Annotated in this window: 20 protein-coding genes; 4 read left to right on the top strand and 16 right to left on the bottom strand. The window is 60.3% G+C overall.

Annotated features, from left to right (window positions below; genetic code table 11):
• Position 1 precedes the first annotated feature (1 nt).
• Positions 2–1,024, top strand: a complete 1,023-nt coding sequence (locus tag HCR76_RS14955; protein WP_166987542.1) for a proline racemase family protein — start codon at positions 2–4, stop codon at positions 1,022–1,024.
• 26 nt (positions 1,025–1,050) lie between these two features.
• Complete coding sequence (locus HCR76_RS14960) at positions 1,051–2,067, top strand: ornithine cyclodeaminase family protein (RefSeq protein WP_244971418.1); 1,017 nt, start codon at positions 1,051–1,053, stop codon at positions 2,065–2,067.
• A 154-nt stretch (positions 2,068–2,221) separates the two neighbouring features.
• Here HCR76_RS14960 and ulaA read toward each other — a convergent pair whose 3' ends face one another.
• From ulaA to HCR76_RS14980, 4 genes are all read right to left on the bottom strand, one after another.
• Positions 2,222–3,685 carry a PTS ascorbate transporter subunit IIC gene (gene ulaA / locus HCR76_RS14965; protein WP_166987536.1) on the bottom strand — a complete coding sequence of 488 codons (1,464 nt, stop codon included), beginning with the start codon at positions 3,683–3,685 and terminating at the stop codon, positions 2,222–2,224.
• Positions 3,686–3,720: 35 nt separating this feature from the next.
• Entirely contained in the window at positions 3,721–3,996 is a 276-nt protein-coding gene (locus tag HCR76_RS14970) for a PTS sugar transporter subunit IIB (RefSeq protein ID WP_166988166.1), read from the bottom strand.
• Between the two features lie 54 nt (positions 3,997–4,050).
• Entirely contained in the window at positions 4,051–4,515 is a 465-nt protein-coding gene (locus HCR76_RS14975) for a PTS sugar transporter subunit IIA (protein ID WP_166987533.1), read from the bottom strand.
• 109 nt (positions 4,516–4,624) lie between these two features.
• Positions 4,625–5,788, bottom strand: coding sequence for an ROK family transcriptional regulator (locus tag HCR76_RS14980; RefSeq protein ID WP_166987530.1), 1,164 nt, complete (start codon positions 5,786–5,788; stop codon positions 4,625–4,627).
• A gap of 54 nt (positions 5,789–5,842) precedes the next feature.
• Here HCR76_RS14980 and HCR76_RS14985 point away from each other — a divergent pair, with 54 nt between their 5' ends.
• Positions 5,843–7,927 (top strand): transketolase family protein, encoded by a 2,085-nt coding sequence (locus HCR76_RS14985; RefSeq protein ID WP_166987527.1) that lies wholly within the window; start codon positions 5,843–5,845, stop codon positions 7,925–7,927.
• A 272-nt stretch (positions 7,928–8,199) separates the two neighbouring features.
• Here the strand turns inward: HCR76_RS14985 and HCR76_RS14990 are convergent, their stop codons facing one another.
• From HCR76_RS14990 to HCR76_RS15000, 3 genes are all read right to left on the bottom strand, one after another.
• Positions 8,200–9,654 carry an HNH endonuclease gene (locus tag HCR76_RS14990; RefSeq protein ID WP_166987525.1) on the bottom strand — a complete coding sequence of 485 codons (1,455 nt, stop codon included), beginning with the start codon at positions 9,652–9,654 and terminating at the stop codon, positions 8,200–8,202.
• Positions 9,655–9,787: 133 nt separating this feature from the next.
• The gene (locus tag HCR76_RS14995) at positions 9,788–9,925 is read right to left on the bottom strand and encodes a hypothetical protein (protein WP_244971419.1); all 138 of its coding nucleotides are present in this window, start codon (positions 9,923–9,925) and stop codon (positions 9,788–9,790) included.
• 5 nt (positions 9,926–9,930) lie between these two features.
• Positions 9,931–10,908, bottom strand: a complete 978-nt coding sequence (locus HCR76_RS15000) for a helix-turn-helix transcriptional regulator (protein WP_166987523.1) — start codon at positions 10,906–10,908, stop codon at positions 9,931–9,933.
• A 98-nt stretch (positions 10,909–11,006) separates the two neighbouring features.
• Between HCR76_RS15000 and HCR76_RS15005 the strand changes: the two genes are divergently transcribed.
• The gene (locus tag HCR76_RS15005; protein WP_166987520.1) at positions 11,007–11,423 is read left to right on the top strand and encodes a VOC family protein; all 417 of its coding nucleotides are present in this window, start codon (positions 11,007–11,009) and stop codon (positions 11,421–11,423) included.
• A 3-nt stretch (positions 11,424–11,426) separates the two neighbouring features.
• Here the strand turns inward: HCR76_RS15005 and HCR76_RS15010 are convergent, their stop codons facing one another.
• The 9 genes from HCR76_RS15010 to HCR76_RS15050 all read right to left on the bottom strand — a co-directional run bounded on the left by HCR76_RS15010 (position 11,427) and on the right by HCR76_RS15050 (position 20,714).
• Positions 11,427–12,152, bottom strand: coding sequence for a GntR family transcriptional regulator (locus HCR76_RS15010; protein ID WP_166987517.1), 726 nt, complete (start codon positions 12,150–12,152; stop codon positions 11,427–11,429).
• Positions 12,149–12,940, bottom strand: a complete 792-nt coding sequence (locus HCR76_RS15015; RefSeq protein WP_198248072.1) for an ATP-binding cassette domain-containing protein — start codon at positions 12,938–12,940, stop codon at positions 12,149–12,151. The genes HCR76_RS15010 and HCR76_RS15015 overlap by 4 nt, the downstream gene beginning before the upstream one ends.
• Positions 12,933–13,958 carry an ABC transporter ATP-binding protein gene (locus HCR76_RS15020; RefSeq protein WP_198248073.1) on the bottom strand — a complete coding sequence of 342 codons (1,026 nt, stop codon included), beginning with the start codon at positions 13,956–13,958 and terminating at the stop codon, positions 12,933–12,935. Before HCR76_RS15020 ends, HCR76_RS15015 begins: the two co-directional genes overlap by 8 nt.
• A gap of 1 nt (position 13,959) precedes the next feature.
• Positions 13,960–14,850, bottom strand: coding sequence for an ABC transporter permease (locus HCR76_RS15025; protein ID WP_166987515.1), 891 nt, complete (start codon positions 14,848–14,850; stop codon positions 13,960–13,962).
• The gene (locus HCR76_RS15030; protein ID WP_166987512.1) at positions 14,847–15,767 is read right to left on the bottom strand and encodes an ABC transporter permease; all 921 of its coding nucleotides are present in this window, start codon (positions 15,765–15,767) and stop codon (positions 14,847–14,849) included. The genes HCR76_RS15025 and HCR76_RS15030 overlap by 4 nt, the downstream gene beginning before the upstream one ends.
• A gap of 77 nt (positions 15,768–15,844) precedes the next feature.
• Entirely contained in the window at positions 15,845–17,302 is a 1,458-nt protein-coding gene (locus tag HCR76_RS15035; protein ID WP_166987509.1) for an ABC transporter substrate-binding protein, read from the bottom strand.
• Between the two features lie 236 nt (positions 17,303–17,538).
• Positions 17,539–18,567, bottom strand: coding sequence for a YncE family protein (locus HCR76_RS15040; protein ID WP_166987506.1), 1,029 nt, complete (start codon positions 18,565–18,567; stop codon positions 17,539–17,541).
• A gap of 73 nt (positions 18,568–18,640) precedes the next feature.
• Positions 18,641–19,279 carry an ankyrin repeat domain-containing protein gene (locus tag HCR76_RS15045; RefSeq protein ID WP_166987503.1) on the bottom strand — a complete coding sequence of 213 codons (639 nt, stop codon included), beginning with the start codon at positions 19,277–19,279 and terminating at the stop codon, positions 18,641–18,643.
• A gap of 199 nt (positions 19,280–19,478) precedes the next feature.
• On the bottom strand, positions 19,479–20,714 hold the full coding sequence (locus tag HCR76_RS15050; RefSeq protein ID WP_166987500.1) for a multidrug effflux MFS transporter: 1,236 nt from the start codon (positions 20,712–20,714) through the stop codon (positions 19,479–19,481).
• Positions 20,715–20,724: the final 10 nt, after the last annotated feature.

A 20,724-nucleotide genomic window follows, 5' to 3' on the forward strand; every position in this document is an offset into this window, starting at 1 on the left:
CATGGATGCTGTCAGCACCGTCGACTTTCACACGGCAGGCGAACCGTTTCGCATCGTCGTCGACGCTGGCGTGCCGCTCGCGGGCGACACCGTGGCAGAGCGCCGCATGCACGCCATGGCGCCGGAGTCACGGCTCGACGTGCTGCGAAAGATTCTCTGCTTCGAACCGCGCGGCCACGCCGACATGTACGGCGGGTTCATCACGCCGCCCGACGATGACGGCGCCGATTTCGGCGTTCTGTTTTGGCACAAAGACGGGTTCTCGACGGCGTGCGGGCACGGCACAATCGCCCTCGGCGCGTGGGCTGTCGAAACCGCACTGGTGGCGGCCCCCGACACCGGTGCGAGAGATGTCGTGATCGACGTACCCTCGGGCCGCGTCACTGCTCGCGTTCACACGGAAGCGGGTCTGGTCACGAGCGTCGACTTCGTCAACGTGCCCAGCTACATGCTTGCCACAGCGGTGCCCGTCGCGACATCGCGCGGAGATGCGGAGGTCGATGTGTCATACGGCGGTGCGATCTACGCACAGCTCGACGCCGCATCCGTTGGCCTGCGCATCGAGCCACGCAACATCGACGCGCTCATCGCGGTGGGCCGTGAGATCAAGTGGGCCCTGAACGACGCAGCCGTGGCGCAGCATCCGGGCGACCCGCGTCTGAGTGGCGTCTACGGCACGATTCTGTTCGAGCAGCTTGAGCCACCGGATGCCACGCCGCACACGTTCACGCAGCGCAACGTCACTGTCTTCGCCGACGGGCAGGTCGACCGGTCGCCGTGCGGATCGGGCACCGCAGCTCGCATCGCCACGCTCGCGGCAACGAGGTCGATGCGCGACGAGGACGTTCTGCTGCACGACTCGATCGTCGGCTCGAGGTTCACAGGCAGCATCCGCTCACGTACGCGAGTGCACAACCGCGATGCCGTCGTGCCGCAGGTGACGGGCATGGCCTATCGCACTGGCGAAAGCACCTTCACCGTTGACCCCCGAGACCCTCTGATCCCTGGCTTCGTTCTGAGATAGCGATGCCGAGAAAGCGAGTGCCGACAATGATGACCTACGTTGACGCCGAGACCGTTCGCGCGACTCTGACCCCGGATGCGGCTGTCGAGGCGATCCGCGAGACTCTTCGGCGGGGCTTCGACCCGGCCGATGACATTCCTCGGCAGCTGCTGCCGATTCCCGGCGGAGAGTTGCTGGTGATGCCCTCAGCCACCCAGCAGGCAACGGGCATCAAGGTGCTCACTGTCGGACCGGACGCCCCGAACCGAACGGTGCCGCGCATTCAGGGACAGTACCTGCTGTTCGACGCAGAGACGCTGTCGCCGCGCATGATGCTCGACGGCATTGCGCTCACGTCGCTGCGTACTCCGGCGGTCTCGTTCGCACCGATCGCGCCGCTGCTCACCGAGAGCGCCGAGCCGCTCGCTGTCGTGATCGTCGGCACGGGCGCACAGGGAGTCGCCCACGAGGCGACGCTCCGGGATCTGCTCGGCGGCCGTCGTGAGGTCGCGATCACCTACGTCGGCCGCACACGTCCTAACTGGTGTGAGCGTTGGGCTGAGACCGGCACTGACGAGGCGCGAGCTGCTATCGAGGCATCCGATCTGATCGTCTGCGCGAGCACGGCGAAGGCTCCAGTTCTCGAGAACGACTGGGTAAAACCGGATGCTGTCGTGATCGCGCTCGGCTCGCATGACCCTGCCGAACGCGAGCTTCCCAGTGATCTGATGGTACGTGCGCAGATCGTGGTGGAAGAGGTCGACACAGCGTTCCGCAGCGGGGGTGACATCGTGATGGCTGCGGCTGACGGCTCGATCACACGTGAGAATCTGATTCCGATGCGGGCGGTGATCCGCGGCGAGCACGAGCTTCACCGTGACTCCCCCATTGTCGTCAAGACGACGGGTATGTCGTGGGAAGACCTCGCGCTGGCGACGGCGATCGCGAACCTCCTCGACAACGAAATGGCAGAAGACGTGGAGGCGTACGACATTGCGAAGGCCGACGATGACGGCACGCGAGTCAGCCACGACGAAGTGACAACGTACGAGCTATCGGAGTGAAGCTATCGCCTGACAGGTGCACAGGGACCGCTGCTGGGATGTCCTGTGCATAAGCCGCTCAATCAGGAACACAACGTTGAGGGAAGGAAGCACCTCGCAGAGGCGCCCTTCCCTCAACATCCCCCTTCGCGGCGGTGCCAGGGCGCCGCCACGATCAACTGGCGCTTTGCTTCTCCTTCTCTGCGAGGAACGCATCACGCTTCGCGCCAGGCACCCATCCCGTGTCGACGACCTTCCTCTGGAAGATCGATGCCACAACAACGAGCACCACGCTGATCACGATGCACAGCACAACCCCGAGTCCGGTCGGGCCGATCACGCTCACACCGATGAGAGAACCGAACCAGCCGAAGTCGGCGTCCCCGAACGTGCTGTTGGCGAAGCCGAACTCGCCGAGCACAAGCAGCAAGATTGCGGGCAGGATCGTAATGATCACTCCATTGACGAAGCCACCAAGTGCCGCGCCGATTCGTCCCCCTGATGCGTTGCCGAAGACTCCAGCACCCCCACCCGTGAAGAAGTGCGGAACCATTCCCGGCAAGATCAACGCCAATCCAAACATCGGATTGAGCCAGATCGCCAGCAGCAAAAGAGCGATGAGACCGCCCACAAACGAGCTAATGAATCCGATCAGAACGGCGTTCGCAGCAAATGGGAAAATGATGGGAACATCGAGCGCTGGCTTCGCTCCGGGAACGATCTTCTCGGCAACGCCCTGGAACGCCGGAACCAGTTCACCGAGCACGGTTCGCACGCCGTAGAGAATCACCGCAACGCCGACGCCGAATTGCAAAGCAAGGGCGAAGCCAGCCATGATCGTCGCTCCAGCGTCTTCGCCTCCGAGAAGCTTCGTCGTGGCCCCGGGGTCGACAATAAGCCCCCAGATCGCGAACACCATGTAGATAAGGACCATCGAGAGTGCTGTCGCAACCATCGAATCGCGCAGGAAGCTCAGCCCCTTGGGGAACGTGATTTCCTCCGTCGACCGGCTTCGACCACCTGTTGCTTGCCCGACAGCACCGGCGGCGATGTAGCCAGCCGATCCGAAGTGGCCCATTGCAATCGTGTCGTCACCCGTGATCTTCTTCATCCACGGATGCGCAAAGGCGGGCATGACGACCATGATCACCCCGAGCAGCACGGCGCCGATGATCACGACAAGCCAGCTGAGATCCTCACCGAACCCCACGGTCAGCACGACGCTGAGGAGGAGTGCCATAAAGACCATGTGGTGCCCCGTAAGGAAGATGTATTTGAGCGGAGTGAACCTCGCCAAGACCAGCATCACGATGAACCCCAGCACAAGCACATAGGCGCTTGTCGCACCGTACTGTTCCGAGGCTAGGGCTGTGATGACCTCGTTCGTCGGGATCACGCCTTGCGCGCCCGTCACCGCAAGAATGAGCTTTCCCAACGGATCCAGCGACCCCGTCACAACGTTGGCGCCAGCACCGAGAATGAGGAAGCCTAGCGCGGCTTTCAACCCACCGCCGATGACCTGTCCCGCTGACCGGCGCAACGCCATCAGACCAATCGCCGTGATGATACCGATCAGGTATGCGGGCACATTCAGTATCTGCTGCCCGATGAAATTGAGTACAACAACTAGCCACTCCATTGGGGCTCCTTCCCTCTATCGCTCCAGCACCGCTGTCAGCGATTCACGCTTTTCTCGAGCTTTTCTGTGATCTCGTTGACGTCGGTGAAGTTCTTAATCACGATCACCTCTGCCTTGACCTCGCCGACTTCGTCAGCGAGCTCGGCTGACGTCAAGACGACATCGGCCGTTCGAGCTGCACCCCGTGCCGTGCCGATATCTGCTGCCTCGACGTCGGCATCGACGCCCATCGCGCGCAAGGCCTTTTCGGCATTCATCTTGAGCAGCACCGACGTGCCTATCCCCATGCCACACACGGCCACGATTTTCATCACTTCGTCCTTCTTTCGGGTTGTCCATTTCCAGGTAATGCATCTGCTTTGAACTCAGGTGCTCTCACTCGAAGCGACGCGCCTCAGGATGGCGCGAATTTCGTCCGCCGTTTCTGCACTCATGAGCTCAGCAAGAACGTCGTCATGAGAGAGCACCTCTGCAAGCTCCGCCATGACGGCGAGGTGTTCCTCGTGGTCAGTGGCGGCAAGCCCTACGACGAGACTCACCGGGTCGTTCGATTCGCTTCCGAAATCCACTGGCTTCTTCAGCGAGACCCAGCTCAGACCCTTCCGCAACACTGCATCAGACGGACGGGAATGCGCGAGTGCAAATCCGGGTGCGACGACAATATAGGGGCCGTGGTCATCGACAGCCTTGAGCATTTCTTCCGTGTAGCGATCCGTCGTCACACCCTGGTTAGCAAGGCCGCGCCCTGCCCAACGAATCGCGTCACGCCAATCGCGCGCCACGGTCTGTGTGAAGACGGCAGAGTCGGGAAGCTGATCTGCCAGGCCCATGCTCCAACCTCCTTTGGCCAGTGCATTATGTGAGTGATCTATTCGCATCTCACTTTTGCACACTTTTGTACTAAAGCGCTAGAGGCACGAGCATCTCGACAGCCGCGACTCATTCAACGCGAGGGCGCGTCAGCGCACTGATCCGCTCGGATTCAAAGAGCGCGTCGAGCGCAAGGGCGGAGGCACCACGAACACCCGCTTTGGATGCGAGGCGGGATGGCTCAACGACGAGTTTCTGTCGCGAATAGACATGAGCGGCCCCGAAGAGTGCTCGTCTGACTGCCCCGATGTAGCGCTCGCCCGCTTGGGCGAGGTTGCCTCCGATAACGACAGCTGAGGGATTCAGAAGACCGACGACGTCGGCGAGCGCATAGCCGATGATCTCGCCGACGTCTTCTAAGAGCGCAAGGGCCTCCGAATTCTTGTCCTGCGCGAGAGCAACGATGTCCGCACTCGTGCGCACGTGCGCTCCCGACCTCACGAGACGATCGCGAATGGTCCCTCCGCTCGCCACCGTTTCGAGTCGCTTCAATGGCTCGCTGAGCCGGTCTCTGAGGGGTGCACTGAGCTGTCCCGCCCCGCCTCGGCTCCCCCGTACAACGTTGCCGTCCATGACGAATGCACACCCGATGCCGATCCCGGTCTTCACAACGACGAGATCGCGATACTCAGGCCACCCGTATCGGGCTTCACCGATCGCGAGAATATTGACGTCACGATCGACGGCGAACACGATGTCGTCTGGCCAGGTCGTGAAATAGTCCCGGACACGCACGTTGTCCCACCGCGGATCGAGCTGCGGACTCCCCAGATACCCCGTTGTCGAGTCGACCGGGCCGGGCACGCCGACGCCAATGCCACGAATCCTGTCCCGCGCCCACCCGCCCTTCATCAGCAGAAAGTCAAACACCTGCTCCGCCCAGCTGAAGATCTCGCTCGGTCCGTCGAACAAGCCGATGTCCGCCTCGTCTTCTAACAGGACGGCTCCGACGACATCGGTGATCCCGACCCGAGAATGCGAACTGCCGATGTCGATCGCAAGAACGAGACCCAGTTCTGGATTGACCTCGAACTCTTCGCGAGGGCGCCCGCCGCCGCTTGCCGTGTGCCCCGCGCGAATAATGATGCGGTTGTCGATGAGCTCATCAAGGCGTCGGCTGAGGGTCACACGGGACCACCCCAGCCCGTCCAGCAGATCGGTGCGAGTCGTCGCGCGACCCGACCGAATCAGGTCAAGTACGATCCCGGACCCGGTCATGTTTCTGCCTGACATCTACGGTTATCCTCCCTCTTGGCTTAAGTCTATTAGTAGACTAAAGTCCACTACATGTCACCCAGCACAGCTGCTGTTCCGGGAAGCTCGATCATCCGCGGCGCTCGAAGCGACGCTGAGAGTCGTGCGGTCGCGGCAGCTATTGCCATTCCCGCGGTCGTCGTTCAGTCGAAAGGTCATGGACATGCGGGCACGGCGATGGCTATGGCACCTCTCGCCCATGTTCTGTTCCACCGCGTTCTCCGCCATAACCCCGCGGATCCCGAGTGGGAAGGTCGCGATCGATTCATACTCTCGGCCGGCCATGCGAGTCTACTGTTGTACACGCAACTGCATCTGTCGGGATACGACCTTGATTTGAGCGACATTGCGATGAGCCGGACGTTGGGGGCTCGGACGCCGGGGCATCCAGAACTTGGGGTAACGCCGGGTGTAGAAATGTCTACCGGCCCCCTCGGCCAAGGGTTCGCCAGCGCTATCGGACTGGCAATCTCCTTGCGCCGCGATGAGTCTCTGCATGACGCGCACGAAGGGGTGTGGGGAGCCGACGTATTCACGCTTGCCGGTGACGGCTGTCTCCAGGAGGGCGTGTCAGCCGAGGCCGCGAGCTTGGCCGGAGCGCTCGGTGTCGACAATCTGGTCGCCATCTGGGACGACAACAGAATCACCATCGACGGACCAACAGATCTCGCGTTCTCAGAGAACGTCCGCGAGCGCTTCCGCGCGTACGGATGGAGAGTTCTCGACATCGTAGATTTTCACGACCTTGACGAGATCGAGCGGATCCTGACCGTCGCGCGCGAGCGAACCGGGCAGCCCACTCTCGTCGCTGTCCGGAGCGTAATAGCATCCCCCTCCACGAGCATCGAAGGGACCAGCGCTGCGCATGCAGGTGCGCTCGGCGAACTGGAGACGGCAAATGTTCTCGCGACGCTCGGCTTCTCACCTGATTCCACACTTACCACTCTCGTTGACGACAGTGTGCGTGAGGTCACTCGTGAGACGCAGAGCCGTGGAGTCGATTTGCACCGGAAGTGGCAAGAACGCGAGGAGCTCTGGCGTGCGCATCATCCGCAGCTCGCGCACCGCCGTGACGAGCTGATGCTGTCGGCTCCATTGCGCATGCCTCCGGCCGTGTCTGCAGCTGTGGAATCTGCCTTGGACGCTGTCACGCGGACCGACATCGAGACGCCCACGGCAACCAGGAAGACTAACGGGGCAGTGATCGCCGCACTCGCGTCCAAGGGAGTCCTCTTCGGAGGTTCAGCAGATCTGTCCGGGTCAACGAACGTCGCGATTCCAGGGGACGCAGTCTCGGCAAGCCACCCTGAAGGTGACTTCATCCATTTCGGCATCCGCGAGCATGCGATGGCCGCAATTCTGTCTGGTATCGCTCTTCACGGCCTGTGGCGACCATACGGCTCGACCTACCTCGCATTCAGCGACTACCAGCGCCCCAGCATCCGACTTGCAGCGTTGATGAACCTGCCGACAACGTATATCTACACCCACGACTCAGTAGCGGTGGGCGAGGATGGGCCAACCCATCAGCCAGTTGAGCAGATTGCGTCTCTGCGCACGGTTCCCGGTCTTAGCGTCATCAGACCAGCGGATGCTGCCGAAGTTGTATCGGCGTGGAGAGCTGTTCTTTCGGGACCCGCGTCGCCCGTAGCCTTTGTACTCTCTCGTCAGGATGTCCCAGCGCTTCCCCCTCGAGAAAACCTCGATGACAAGGTGAGGCAGGGTGCTTATGTCGTGTGGCAACACGGCGAGGGAGACGACATCGCCCTGATCGCCACGGGAAGCGAGGTCGCTCTCATCCTCGAGTCGGCTCGCGAGATCGCCCGCGACGGCACAGCTGTTCGCGTGATCTCGATGCCCTGTGTCGAATGGTTTGAACACGCAGACTCCGAATGGCGTCAATCGGTCCTCCCCGATGCGATTCGTGCGCGTGTCGCTGTTGAAGCAGGTCGTGGCGACGTCTGGTATCGATGGGTGGGTCTCAACGGTCGCGTCGTCGGGATCGATGAATTCGGTGAGTCAGGATCCGGGTCCGAGGTTCTCGCTCGCAAGGGAATCACGGTTTCTGCCGTCGTGAGTGCGGCACGCGAGACGCTTGCGGCGACCGCATCGGCATAACGCGCGACACCGGACGCGGACGGCATCCGAGCCACTGAACACTCGCCCCGAGGATCCGATGTACGAGTTCAACAGCACATCGCTTGGCGATAACTGGAGTGTCGTACACGATGCCGAGGGCCGCTAGACAGTCGCAGATGGCGCACTGAAATCGGGACGCACTCGATCGCGCGGCGAGGGATTCAGCTCGTTCAGTAACCGCAGAGCACACTCCATGTAGCGCTTCGAGTGGTTGGACTCGTGCGTGGAGTGTTTCCGGGGCCGCCGCGTACTCAGGTGCGCGGCCTGGTATCTCGTCCGGGGTCCGGTCCGGTGTCGTTCTCGTCTCCGGGTTTGCGCCGCCTGCCCAGATACCGTCGGTTGACGTACCAGTCTGGTGGAACGAGTCTCGGGCGCCCGGTGTTGTCTCGGATGAGAGCCCATTCGCCGCGTTCAACCAGACGGTGATGCCACCAGCACAACATGACACCGTTGGTGGTGTCGGTCTTCCCGTCGTTTGCCCACCCCTGCACGTGGTGTGCTTCACACAGCCAGGCAGGAATGTCACAGTCAGCAGCAACACACGTGCCGCCATCGCGGGCGATCAGGGCGAGGCGTTGCTTCGGGCTGAACTCACGTCTGGCATACCCGAGGTTCAACACGTCACCGTGCTCATCGATACGCACGTGTCGGGTGTCGCCGTCGCATCGCATCTGCTTCACGAACGACATGGGTAGCGGTGCCGGTGTTCCCGGTGACCAGGCAGCACCCGTACCGTTGTCGAGGTCAGTGTCTTTCACGGTGACCAACACGGTGGGTCCTCTGCCGTGCAGTTTCGGGGCGGACTGTTGTTTCCCGGTGCCGCCGATGATCGCTGTGAACACGTCGGCACGTTCCTGCTGCCTCGACCGTGCTTCCGGTTCTTCACCGTGGGCGGCGAGTTCTTCGGTCTCCATGAACTTCGGTGATGTTCTCTTCGACATGAACGCGTCAAACACGGGTGTCACCTGTGCTGCCTGTTCCGGGGACAGGGTGCCGGTGATTCTCATACTCCCGTCGTCCTGGTGACGAAACACCAGAGCACGTGCTTCATGGAGTTCTTCCGCTGTGGGTTCCACACCATCCGGATCCAACGCAACACAGAACATGCGGGCCTGCTGACGCAGAGCATCAGCCGACACCGGAACCTCACCAAAAGCACCCGTCGCGTTACCCAACAGTGTGCTCTCGGCCCAGTCTGCTTGTTCCGGCGCCACCCGAGACAGTACCGGCGCCAACGCCGATGTGATCACCTCGGCAACATCGAGACCGATCGTGCCCTCGTTCAACGCGTCCGCTGTTTGGGTGAAGACCGGGTCCAACGGCAACCCTGTGTCAGACACCCGCGGTGTGGCCTGTTCGGCGACCTTCGTGTAACGGTGCGCTGTGGAGTTCTTCACCCCCGTGACCCTCTCAAACAATGCCGTCGGACTGGATGACCCGTGACGGGCAGCAAGACCATCAAACCCCGCATCCGTGCCCGAACGCCGGGCAATGTCACCGACATTGCCAATTTGGCGGCCCTCGACAATGCGGGTGATGTTCCCCAACAGCCCGGTATAGGTCAGTAGAGCATCGGCAGACAGTGCGGCTGGGTCAATCTTGGCAAGCTCAGCAGCATCCGCCAGAATGTGCTCCGCGGCACGCACAGCTGCAGCATCCGGACCCTCCACAGGCTCGAAATCGGAGACTGTCGCTGTGTTTTGCATGACCATAGTTTGCCAGCAGCCACCGACATTTCTGCCGACATAAACCCCCGATCACACCATCATTGTGGATAACTCGCTAAACTTTCTACCTGTGGACGACTAAGCAGAATTGGGCACTGGCAACAGCTTCGACTCAGCCCTTCAGCCCAGATTGCGCGAGGCCCTGAACGAATTGTTTCTGTGCGACCAAGAACACAGCGAGTACCGGCAGAACCGTCAATGTCGTCGCACCGAGCTGCACGTTCTGAACTGCGTCGGCACTCGTGAACACGCGTCTCAGGATGGCGCAGCGATGGTGAGGAGTCGCGCTGCAAGGTCGGCGATCAAAGTTCTAAGCTCTGTGGGCTGGTCGACGATGACAGGACAGTCAAGCGCGGCGATCACAGGCGGGAGCCACTCAAGGCGCTCGGCGTTGATGTCGATACGGTGCCAGGTCGGTTCGTCATCGGTATTAGCATCCGAAAGCTTCTCGATTCGGGCAATGCTCGTAGGTAGGTGGTCGCGGATGCGCTCCTGACTGGCGTGCACACGCAGCACGACGTGCCAGGCGTAATCGGCGCCCACAAAACCGTCGATGAGACGCGATACGCCTCGTTGCTCTCGCGGCGGCGCGGTGAAAGTGCCGGGAACGGCGCGGGCGGAGGTGATGCGGTCGAGGCGGAACGTCTTTTCTGCATCGCTGTCGCTGTCAAGCGCAATCACGTACCAGCGGCCCGAGTAGGCGATCAGATCGTACGGATGCACTGTGCGATTCGACGGCTGCCCGCTGCCATCCTGATAGCGCAGCGCAAGCGGATGCCGTTGATGAATCGCATCTGCGACTGTCAACAGTATTCCGGCTGCTGGCACGGCGGCCTCACGCGCGTCGGCGAAGTCAGCCGTTCGCAACAACACGTCGAGCTTTCGGGCTGATTCGGTCGGGAGCGAGCGCCGCACCTTTGACATCGCGGTCTGCATGGCCGTGGTCGATGACCCCGGCACGGACTGCGCGTGGAGCAGCCCGAGCACGACGGCGACTGCCTCGTCCTCACTGAGCATGAGCGGAGGCATGCGTAGGCCCGCGGCGATCTGATATCCGCCATGACGGCCACGAATCGTCTCAACCGGAATCTCCATTTCGCGAAGATGTCCCACATAACGTCGAACGGTGCGCTCGTCCACGCCAAGGCGCTCGGCCAGCTCACCACGTGAGCGCATGCCCGTGGCCTGCAAGAGCTCAAGCAGCTGGAGCATCCGGAGTATTGGTCCGCTCATGCGTCAATAATCTCAAGAAACTGGACATTAACTGTCCAGTATTGATTTTACCGTTGACGCATCGGCATTTTGCCGCGCCACAGAACGGAGAACAACCAATGGAACTGACTGCAACGCGCATCATCACTGACGACCTCCCGCGCATTGTCGACTTCTACGAACGCATCACGGGCATTCAGTCGGTGCGGCTGCACGAGCTGTTCGCTGAGCTGCGCACTGAGTCTGGAACGCTCGCTTTCGCCAGTTCATCCACGATCCCCCTCCTGGGAGAGGGGTCGGCCGAGGCGCGGGCGAACCGCTCCGTCATTCTCGACATTCGTGTGGACGACGTCGATGCCATCTACCCGACACTCCATGACGTGGTCGATGAGTTTGTGAATGAACCGACGACGATGCCCTGGGGAAATCGATCACTGCTCTTTCGCGACCCTGACGGCAATCTCGTCAACTTCTTCACGCCGACACCTGCCGCTCACGTGGGCGACGACGACGCAATCGATTCCACTATCAGCTAACCATTACGAGACGCCTGTCTCGGACTTGCGCGCCTCGGACTCAAGCCAGATCCTTCGGCTTGTTCGCACGTGTGCAAGGGCCTGCGCCGCGGCTCGATCCGGATCACCGCTACGGATCGCATCGAGTAGAGCGATGTGCTCGTCATGCAACGGCCTGGGGTCGTCGTTCTGCCTCAGCAGCCAATGCAAACGACCCTCAAGCGGCTCCATCATTGTTACTAATAATGAATTGTGTGCACTTGCCATCAGAAGATCATGAAACTCTTGATTGCATCGACCAACGGCACGAGGATCCCGGCGTTCTGCTGCATCTTTGGAATCGGACAGGACCTTTGCAAGTCGTAACAGTTCGGATGGTGTTGCCCGAGCCGTTGCGCGGCGAACGGCTAGTACCTCAAGAGCCTCCCGCACTTCAAAAAGCTCCTCGACGTCCTCATTCGTCAGTGTTGTGACGACCATTCCGCGATTCGGGAATGCCGATACGTACCCTTCTCCGCGCAAAATATTGAGGGCATCTCGAACCGGGATACGTGACACGCCAAGCTCGCTCGCGAGCGTGCGCTCGATCAGCCGCGTCCCAGGGATGTATGTCCCGCTCAGAATGCGCTCTCGAATTTGGTCCGCGATCTGATATTGCCGAGACGAAGAGGCATCCGCGGGTTGGGAGACTGATTCGTGATTGGGCGTTCGGTTACGCCCCGCCGACTCCCTCACCGACTTGTCGTTCACACGGAACCTCCCGTAATGCGGACCCGCGGGATCGAACTGAGAAGCGAGCGGGTGTACGGATGCTTCGGGTTATCGAACACGTCAGAGATAGCCCCTTCTTCAACAAACTCACCATGGTTCATAACAACGACGTCATCGGCAACGTGCCTCACAACCGCGAGGTCATGAGACACGAATAGGTACGCCAAATCTAACTCACACTGCAGGTCACTGAGTAGATTCAGAATTTGAGCTTGAATTGACACATCGAGCGCCGACACCGGCTCATCCAGAACCACCACTCTCGGTCGGAGCGCGAGTGCGCGTGCGATTCCAACACGCTGCCGTTGTCCACCAGAGAATTCCCCCGGCTTTCGCGCAGCCATCTCGGTGCTGACTCCGACTCGGTCAAGCAGTTCATCCACAATTCTACGCTCGTACTTCCCCCTGATTCGCAGGGGCTCCGCCACGATCTCGTGTACCGTCATTCTCGGGTCGATGGCAGAGTACGGGTCTTGAAACACCATCTGCATCTGCCCACCCAACTGCCGTCGTCGCCTCAGCGGAATGTGGGTAATGTCGCTGCCGAAAGCCACAACACGGCCGGTCGCGATCGGAGCCAGACCGAAGATCGCGCGGATCAACGTCGATTTCCCGCATCCAGATTCGCCCACGAGACCAAGAGTGCGCCCAGGAAAGAGCTTGAGGCTCACCCCTCGGACAGCTCGAACACCGCGACCTCGGCGCACGGCGCCCCTACGGCCATACGTCACGGCAAGATCGTTCACTTCGACCAAGGCCTCAGCCATTGTGATTCCGTTCCGTCTGCTGATTGAGACTCCCGTCAACCACCTCGTGTGAGAAATGACACGCTGAGTACGAATTGTTCGATCGCTTCTCGAGCAGCGGACTCTCGGTCACGCAAATGCTTCGACCCCGAGAAAGCTCGCAGCGGGGCGCGAAGGGGCACCCGCCCGGACGACTTCGAGGCGACGGCGGGTTCCCCGGAATGGCATATGCGCGCTGGTCCGTTTCAGAGATCAGACTTTTCAGAAGCCCAAGTGTGTATGGGTGCGCAGGCCTGAGGAAAATGTCGTGCGTGTTGCCCGACTCGACAATCCTGCCGGAGTACATGATCAGCATTCGTGACGCGTTCTCCGCGGCGAGGGCGAGATCGTGCGTGATCAGAATCAACGCTGATGACAGCTCCTCGCGCGCTTTCTTGAGCGTCGACATCACCTGCGCTTGCACCGTCACATCGAGTGCCGTCGTGGGTTCGTCAGCAATCAGCAGTGCCGGGTTGTTCGCCATTGCCATCGCGATGACCGCGCGCTGCCGCATTCCACCCGACCATTCATGCGGATACGATCTCGAACGGACCTCCGGCTCAGGAACTCCGACGGTGTCAAGAAGTTCAAGTGCACGGTCACGCGCATTCTTCCGAGAACCACCCTGGTGCAATCTGACCGCCTCTAGAATCTGCGGCCCCACCCGCCGGATCGGATTGAGCGCTGTCATTGGGTCTTGAAAGATCATCCCGAAGTCGCGACCACGCATGGTGCGGAGAACATGGTCGCGCATTCCGATCAACTCGGTTCCGCGCCAGCGAATCGAGCCGCGTGTAACACTCAAGCCGACAGGCAACAGACCCATGATGGCCAAGACTGTGAGGCTCTTGCCTGACCCCGACTCGCCGACAACGCCAACGACTTCGCCCTCCTCGACGGTGAACGAAACACCGTCGATCAAGTTAACGTCTTCTCCGTCAGGACCGGACGTCGTGATGACCAGGTCCTCAACTTCCAAAAGCGGAGCATCTGAGGGCATATCAGCGAACCTTCCGAAGCGGTTTGTTGTTCTCGGCCGTGAACCGCTGGCTGAAAAATTGCGTTCCGCCAACGATCAGGAAGATCGCAAGACCGGGGATGATCACTTGCCACGGCGACAAACGTAGATAGTTCTGGCCCTCAAGGACAAGCCCACCCCACGTCGGCTCGGGCGCTTGGATTCCCAAGCCGAGGTAGTCGAGACCTGCCTGCAACAGAATCACATGCCCGATGCTCGTCACCGCCAAAATGAACATCTGCGGCATCACATGCGGAAGCACATGCGTCCTGATCACGCGGGCCGACGATGCTCCCAGCATTCGTGGAGCAATGACAAAGTCACGCCCGCGCAATGCCACGGAAGTCGAGCGTGCAAGCCGCGCAAAGTTCATCCAGTGTGTGAATCCGAGCACCAGAATCATCAACGTCGCACTGGGCCCGAAGATCGCGGACAAGGCGATCATAAGCAAAACGGCGGGGAGCGCGAGGCTCACATCAGTGACGAGCGCGATGACGTTATCGAGCCAGCCCCCGAAGTATCCGGCGAGTAGCCCGAGGACGGTACCCACGAACATGTTGAGCGACACGATTGCGAGGGTGATCAGAAGCGTCGTCTTTCCGCCTGCGGCGAGGCGGCTCAGCAGGTCGCGTCCGACAGCATCCGTACCCAGTAGATGCGCGGGATCAGAAAATGGTTCGAGCCGGGCGGCCGAAAGATTCTGGCTGTATGGATCGAAGCCGGGAATGAAATGCACAGCGATCACTCCGAGTACCGTAGCGAGCACGACGGTCCCGCCGAGGTATGAGAGCACATGCCCCGCGGCGTGCGCCCGTTTTTGTCTGCGGGCGTTCGCCGGGAATTCAGACTGAGCGAGGGCAACGGTGTCGGTCATGAGAGCTTCACCCTCGGGTCGATGACTGCTGAGAGGACATCCACCAACACGTTGACAACGACGAAGATGAACGCGACAACGAGAAGCCCTGCCTGAACAACCGCGAAGTCTCTTTGGCTGACCGCGCCAATGAGGGCGCCACCGACTCCGGGCCATGCGAATACCTGCTCGACAATGATCGTTCCACCAAGCAGACTCGCGAGGTTGAGGCCCGCGACGGTCAGTACCGGCAGGAAGGCGTTAGGCAGCATTTCAGTGGCGACGACCATAGCATGGCCCTTTCCGCGAGCGTAGGCCGTGCGTACGTAGTCTTCGGTGCTCTGCTCACTCAGAGCTGAATCGAGCAGGCGAACATAGAGAACGAATTGAGCGGTTGCGATAGTGGCTACCGGCAGCACAAGGGACGCCGTTCCGCTGTAGCCCAGGCTCGGCAACCAGCCGAGAGCGACGGAAAAGATCAACACGATTACGACACCAAAAAAGAAGTCGGGCAATGATTGACGAAGGGAACCGCTCCACACAAACAACGCACGGAGGGTTCGGCTGCCAGTGATGTGGATTAGAACGGCTGCGACAACTGCCAGCAGAAGTCCGATGAGGAATGATGTCAGCGCAAGTGTCATCGTCGCGGGGAGACGATCGAGAATAATCTCGATCGCGCCGCGGCCGGGATTTCGATACGAGAGCCCAAAGTCGCCGCGAAATAGCCCAACGAGGTAGTTCACGTACTGTCCCGCCAGAGGGTCATTAAACCCGAGTGCCTCATTGAGGTCATGAATCTGCTGTGGAGTCGCACCTTCCGTAAGGATGAGTGCAGCCGGTTTACCCGTCGCTCGGCCGAGAAGGAACGCGACGGTCACCGCAATGTACAACGTCAGGATCGCTTGAATGATCCTGCGTATGAGATAGGACGTCATGATGCGACTTTCATGAGGATGCCATCAGGGGATGATAGCGCGCGGGACCACATGTATCAGAGCGGTCCCGCACGTCGTCAGCGGTTAGTTTGGGAGTAATCGTATGCGCGATAAATCCCATCCACGGGCGGAGTCCACTTCAATGATTTCGATGATGCGAAGGCGTTCTTGATCTGCCAGAGGGAAATGTTGGAGACGTTCTCAGTGTTCCACTCCCAAATCTTCTGATATACCGCAATACGCTCGTCGCCGGACGCTGCTTGCTGATCAAGGTAGAGCTTCGCAGTGACAGGGCTCCGAGCGTAATCCTCGGGTCCTCCTGCGAGAAGTTGACTGACCACGACATCGCCATCCATGCTCGACGGAGACCAGAAGTTCAAGTACAACCCGGCAACCTGGTGATTTGCGATCGTCAAACTCTGGCTCTCCTGCTCCGCTCCAACGAGTTTGATATTCAGTCCGACTGCTTCAAGGTCACTCGCGATCGCCTGGGCGACAAGTGGGTCCGTGGGGTCGCCCCCGCTGCTTGCATATTGAAATGAGATCTGCTCGCCGTCATAACCGGATTCTTCGATCAGTTTCTTGGCGGCGCCCCGATCGTAGGTCGGCACAGGGTAGTCCTCGATGTAACCGGTGACGCCCTTGGCGACGGGCTGCCCTGTTTGCGTGCCATACCCGTCGAGAAGCTCCGTGATGATCTGCTCCCGATTGATGGCGATTGGTAAAGCTTGGCGCAGCTTGAGGTTCTGTAGGGCTCCTGCTGTTGTGTTCACTCCGAGCAATGCCACTTTGTTCGAGACTGCGTCAATCACCGTGGCCGAGTTGCTGCTCTCGACTACCGGCACCTGACTTGCTGGAATCAGTGCGGTGTCAAGCGTTCCAGATTCAACCCCCGTGGTGCGCGCATCGGCAGCACCGACGAACTTGAACGTTACCTTGTCGAGCTGGGCCGGCTCACCCCAATAGTCGTCGTAGCGCTCCACCGTGTAGTCGACACCATGGTTCCATGACTCGAACTTGAATGGTCCCGTACCGATCGGATCCTCGGCGAATTGATCACCCTTCTCTTCATACGATTTCTCAGGAACGATCCCAATTGTTGCCACCTGGCTGAGCCATGCAGCGAACGGGTTCTTCAACGTGAAGCGCACCACGTTGTCGCCCTCCGCTTCCACAGAATCGACCATCGCAATGGCGACCTTGTTCGTTGAGGTGTCGGTTGCGAGGATCTTCTCGTACGTGTACACAATGTCCGAGATCTCAAGCGCCGTACCGTCGTGGAATGCGACACCATCTCGAATCGTGAACTCCCAGACATCCTGAGTGTCGTTCGATGTCCATGATTCTGCCAGTCCAGGCGAGATAGACCCGTCCCCCTCCAGTCGCGTGAGCCCGTCGAAAACCGCATAGTAAATGTTCCAAGCGCTGAGGCTCCTCGTCATGATCGGGTCGACGTTTGAGGGCTCGGAGGGCATGGCGAGAACCGCAGACCCGCCGGAGGCACCGTCACCGCCCGCGTTAACGGCGTTCCCCATGCATCCCGTAAGCAGCATCGCACTAGCGGCAACAATTGCCCCGAACCCTACAATCCGCTTGCGTATCGGTGTCTTCATTGACATTTGAGGCGCATCCTCTCGTGTTGCACGGCTTTTCACCGCGCTGTGTCTGGAGTCTGGAGACTTGGGTGGTATACCAAACTCATTCTTGATTCTGGTATACCATCCGATGAAAGTCAACCATGGGCTGTCATGTTTCGATTACACTGTCGACATCAGCCGACCTGAATGAAGGTGCCCATCTGCGGTTTGTCTGGAACCTCAACCTCGACGACGTCGTGGGAATCGAGGTCGAGAATGGCAATGCCGTCCCACGGCCCCCTGCTTGTCGAGCCCCCTGTGAGAACAGCTTTGGGGCGGCCGTCGGGGGCATCCAACCACTCAACGGGATTCTCGTGCCCCTTCTTGAGGGGAACAATGACCTCTTGGCCAGTGTCAAGCGTCCGGATCGTCAGGCTTGGCCCAAGAGTCGCGCCACCAATGGCACCGACTCCGACAACGAGCAACCGACCATCGGCCGTCAGGCATGTCCCGTGCTGATGAGAGTCCGCCTCCATGGGCTCGGTGCGGTACTGTCGCGTATTCGGCGAGTACACCGCTAGCCCCTTCCCCTGATACGGGAAATAGAGAGTGCCATCATCGGCAACTGCTGCGTAGTGCGGTTTGAAGTGCGACATGAGACCGCCTTCGGTGCCGAACGGTGCAATCTCGGTGCGCGTTACTTGGTGTTCCGGAATGCTAATCGTATGGAGCGTGAAAGAGTCGTGATCGATGGTGTACACCTCGTGACCTGAGGGAGAGATCTGTACATCAAACGGGCGCAGACCGATCTCGAAGGAATCTGTCATCACCCCAGTAGCGACATCGAAGCGCTCGACGGAAGAGTTCTTCCCTTCACGGGTCACCGCGACGTAGACGGAGGTTCCGTCTGGCGTGACCACAACACCCGTACCCCCCGGCCGATACTCTCCGTACTCGACGCCTGACGGCTGATCCTGGTAAGGAACGAGAGCTAGGCGCTCCCGCGTATGCATGTCGACGACGGCGAGGCCCTCAGCAGTACTGACGTATATTCGTGCGGTGTCCTCGTGCGATGTTAGGGCCCAGGGCGCGCGCCCGACGATCGTCTCCGAGATAACTGGATTGGACGTATTCGCCAGGTCGACAAATGCGATTTTATTTCCGTGGCTCTCGGTGACGACAAATACGTTTCCGCGACCGCGGCCTTCGACACTTCTAACCATGACAGAACTTCCTTTCTCGAGATTCAGCGACCACACTCACCGGCGAGTGGTCTACCAAATTGCAATAGATTCTCTATTGCTCCAACGCAAGAGCAGCGGCATCGATCAGGTCAACGACCTCCGTTAAGCCTCTTCGCTCAGCAAGTTCGCGAGGAGTCACACCCCATTCGTCAGTCAGCCCAGGGTCTGCGCCGTGGCCGAGCAGCAGATGCACGACCTCCTGGTAAGTTGGCCCGCCGTCACCAAGGATGATCGCCTCGATCAATGCGGTCCAGCCCAATGTGTTCGTCAGGTTCACGTTAATATCAGTCGACTCGAGCAAATACTCGACGACGTCCACGTGCCCCTTTTCTGCCGCAGGAGTCAGCCCGTTGCCGCCGAAACGGGTCAGCCGGTTAAGGTCCGCGCCCGCTTCAACGGTCAGACGAACGAGCCCAAGATTGTTTGAGATGCATCCAGTGAGAAACGGGTTGAGACACGTTTCGTCCTGCAAATCAATATCGGCGCCCGCTTCGATAAAGTACCGGACAGCATGAAGCTGCCCCTCTTTCGCAGCACGCAACACTGGAGTCTCGCGCCGTCGATTGCGAGCGTCAATGTCGACCCCAGCTGATAGCAGGCTGCGGATGCTGTCGATGTCTCCAGAACCTGCCGCGCTGAACAGAGCAGACAAGGTGTCGTGGATGGGGTGATCCCCTTTGGCTGCGTTCATGACCGTCCGGTTCTGTCGTGTGAAATGTCATCGTGCGCGGAATCACGTCGCGACTCACTCATGTCAAGCGGTCAACTGCATCATTCTCCGCAGATGGTATGCCATTACGGTATACCATCTGCGTACGGTTGCAAAGTCGCTTTCGCTGTACTTCCCGAGAGCGAGGCAGCGTCGCAATGACCAGAACCGAAGATTCGGGTCACGGCACGATCGGCACCGGCCGCGTCGTCAGATCGTCATTCTTGAACCCGATGATGAAGACGGATGCTGCGAGAGCCGCAGCATAGAACGCGAACATTCCGAGGCCCATGTTGAAGCCGTTGTCGGTGCCCGCAAGGCCGAGAAGCGGCGCCGACAGAGCAGCGCCAAGCGTGCCCGCCGTGCCGATCAGGGCGGCGGCCATGCCGGCGCGAGGCGCGTGGTTAAACAGCCCCATCGCCTGGTTGTTCGGGATGATCAGCTGCTGAAACCCGATGCACAGCCACGCGAACGCAGTCACCCCCGGCAGCCCGAGCCATCCGGCCGACACCATGATCAGCACCGACGAGGTGAGCGCTCCAACCAGCCCGATGATCTGAACTTTGTGCGGCATGAACCTCCGCAGAAGCAATGGACTGAGCGGGTTCATCATGAGCATCACGACGGCCCCTGCAGCGAGGATCACACCGTACACCTGCTGCGAGACGCCGTACCAGTCTTGCGCCACAAAACTGAGCCCTGAAATGTAGCAGAAGCTCGCTGCCATCATCGCCAACTGCGACAGGGCGGCGCCCACGAACATCCGGTCTGAAAACAGGGATGCCGCCCCGGCGAACACTCGCGAGTCGCGCAGCGGCACGCGGTGCGACCGCGTCTCGGGAAGAAACAGCAGACCGAGCACAACCAACAGCGCAGACATCGCTCCCTGCGCAATGAAGATGCCATGCCAATCAGTACCAAGCAGAATCAGCGATCCGATGAGCGGCGCGACGATCGGTGCACTCATCGACACCATCATGATCATCGAGTAGCGAACGGATGCTGCGCGCCCGTGCGAGATGTCGCGCACGATCGCCATGGCTATGCTGGGCGCGGCCGCAGACCCGACGCCCTGCAGGGTGCGGAACACGATGAGCGCCGCAACGTTGCCCGCGAATGCCGACGCAATCGAGAAGACCACGTGGATCGTCAGTCCGATGATGAGCGGAACGCGTCGCCCGCGGGCATCCGAAATTGGTCCGAACAGAAGGGACCCGACGCCCATGCCGAGCAACGACCCTGTGAGCGTGATCTGGATCGTCGCCTCGGACGTGGCGAACTCGCGCGTGATCTCGGGAAGTGCCGGCAGATACATATCAACAGTCATCGGGCCGAGCGCCGCCACGACCCCAAGCAGCACGATGAGTCCGCGGTGACGCGCAGGCTCGTCGGCTGCCCCGGCGTCTCTTCCGCCCACGTTCATGCTC

The sequence above is a fragment of the Paramicrobacterium chengjingii genome (assembly GCF_011751765.2).
GTDB lineage: Bacteria > Actinomycetota > Actinomycetes > Actinomycetales > Microbacteriaceae > Paramicrobacterium > Paramicrobacterium chengjingii.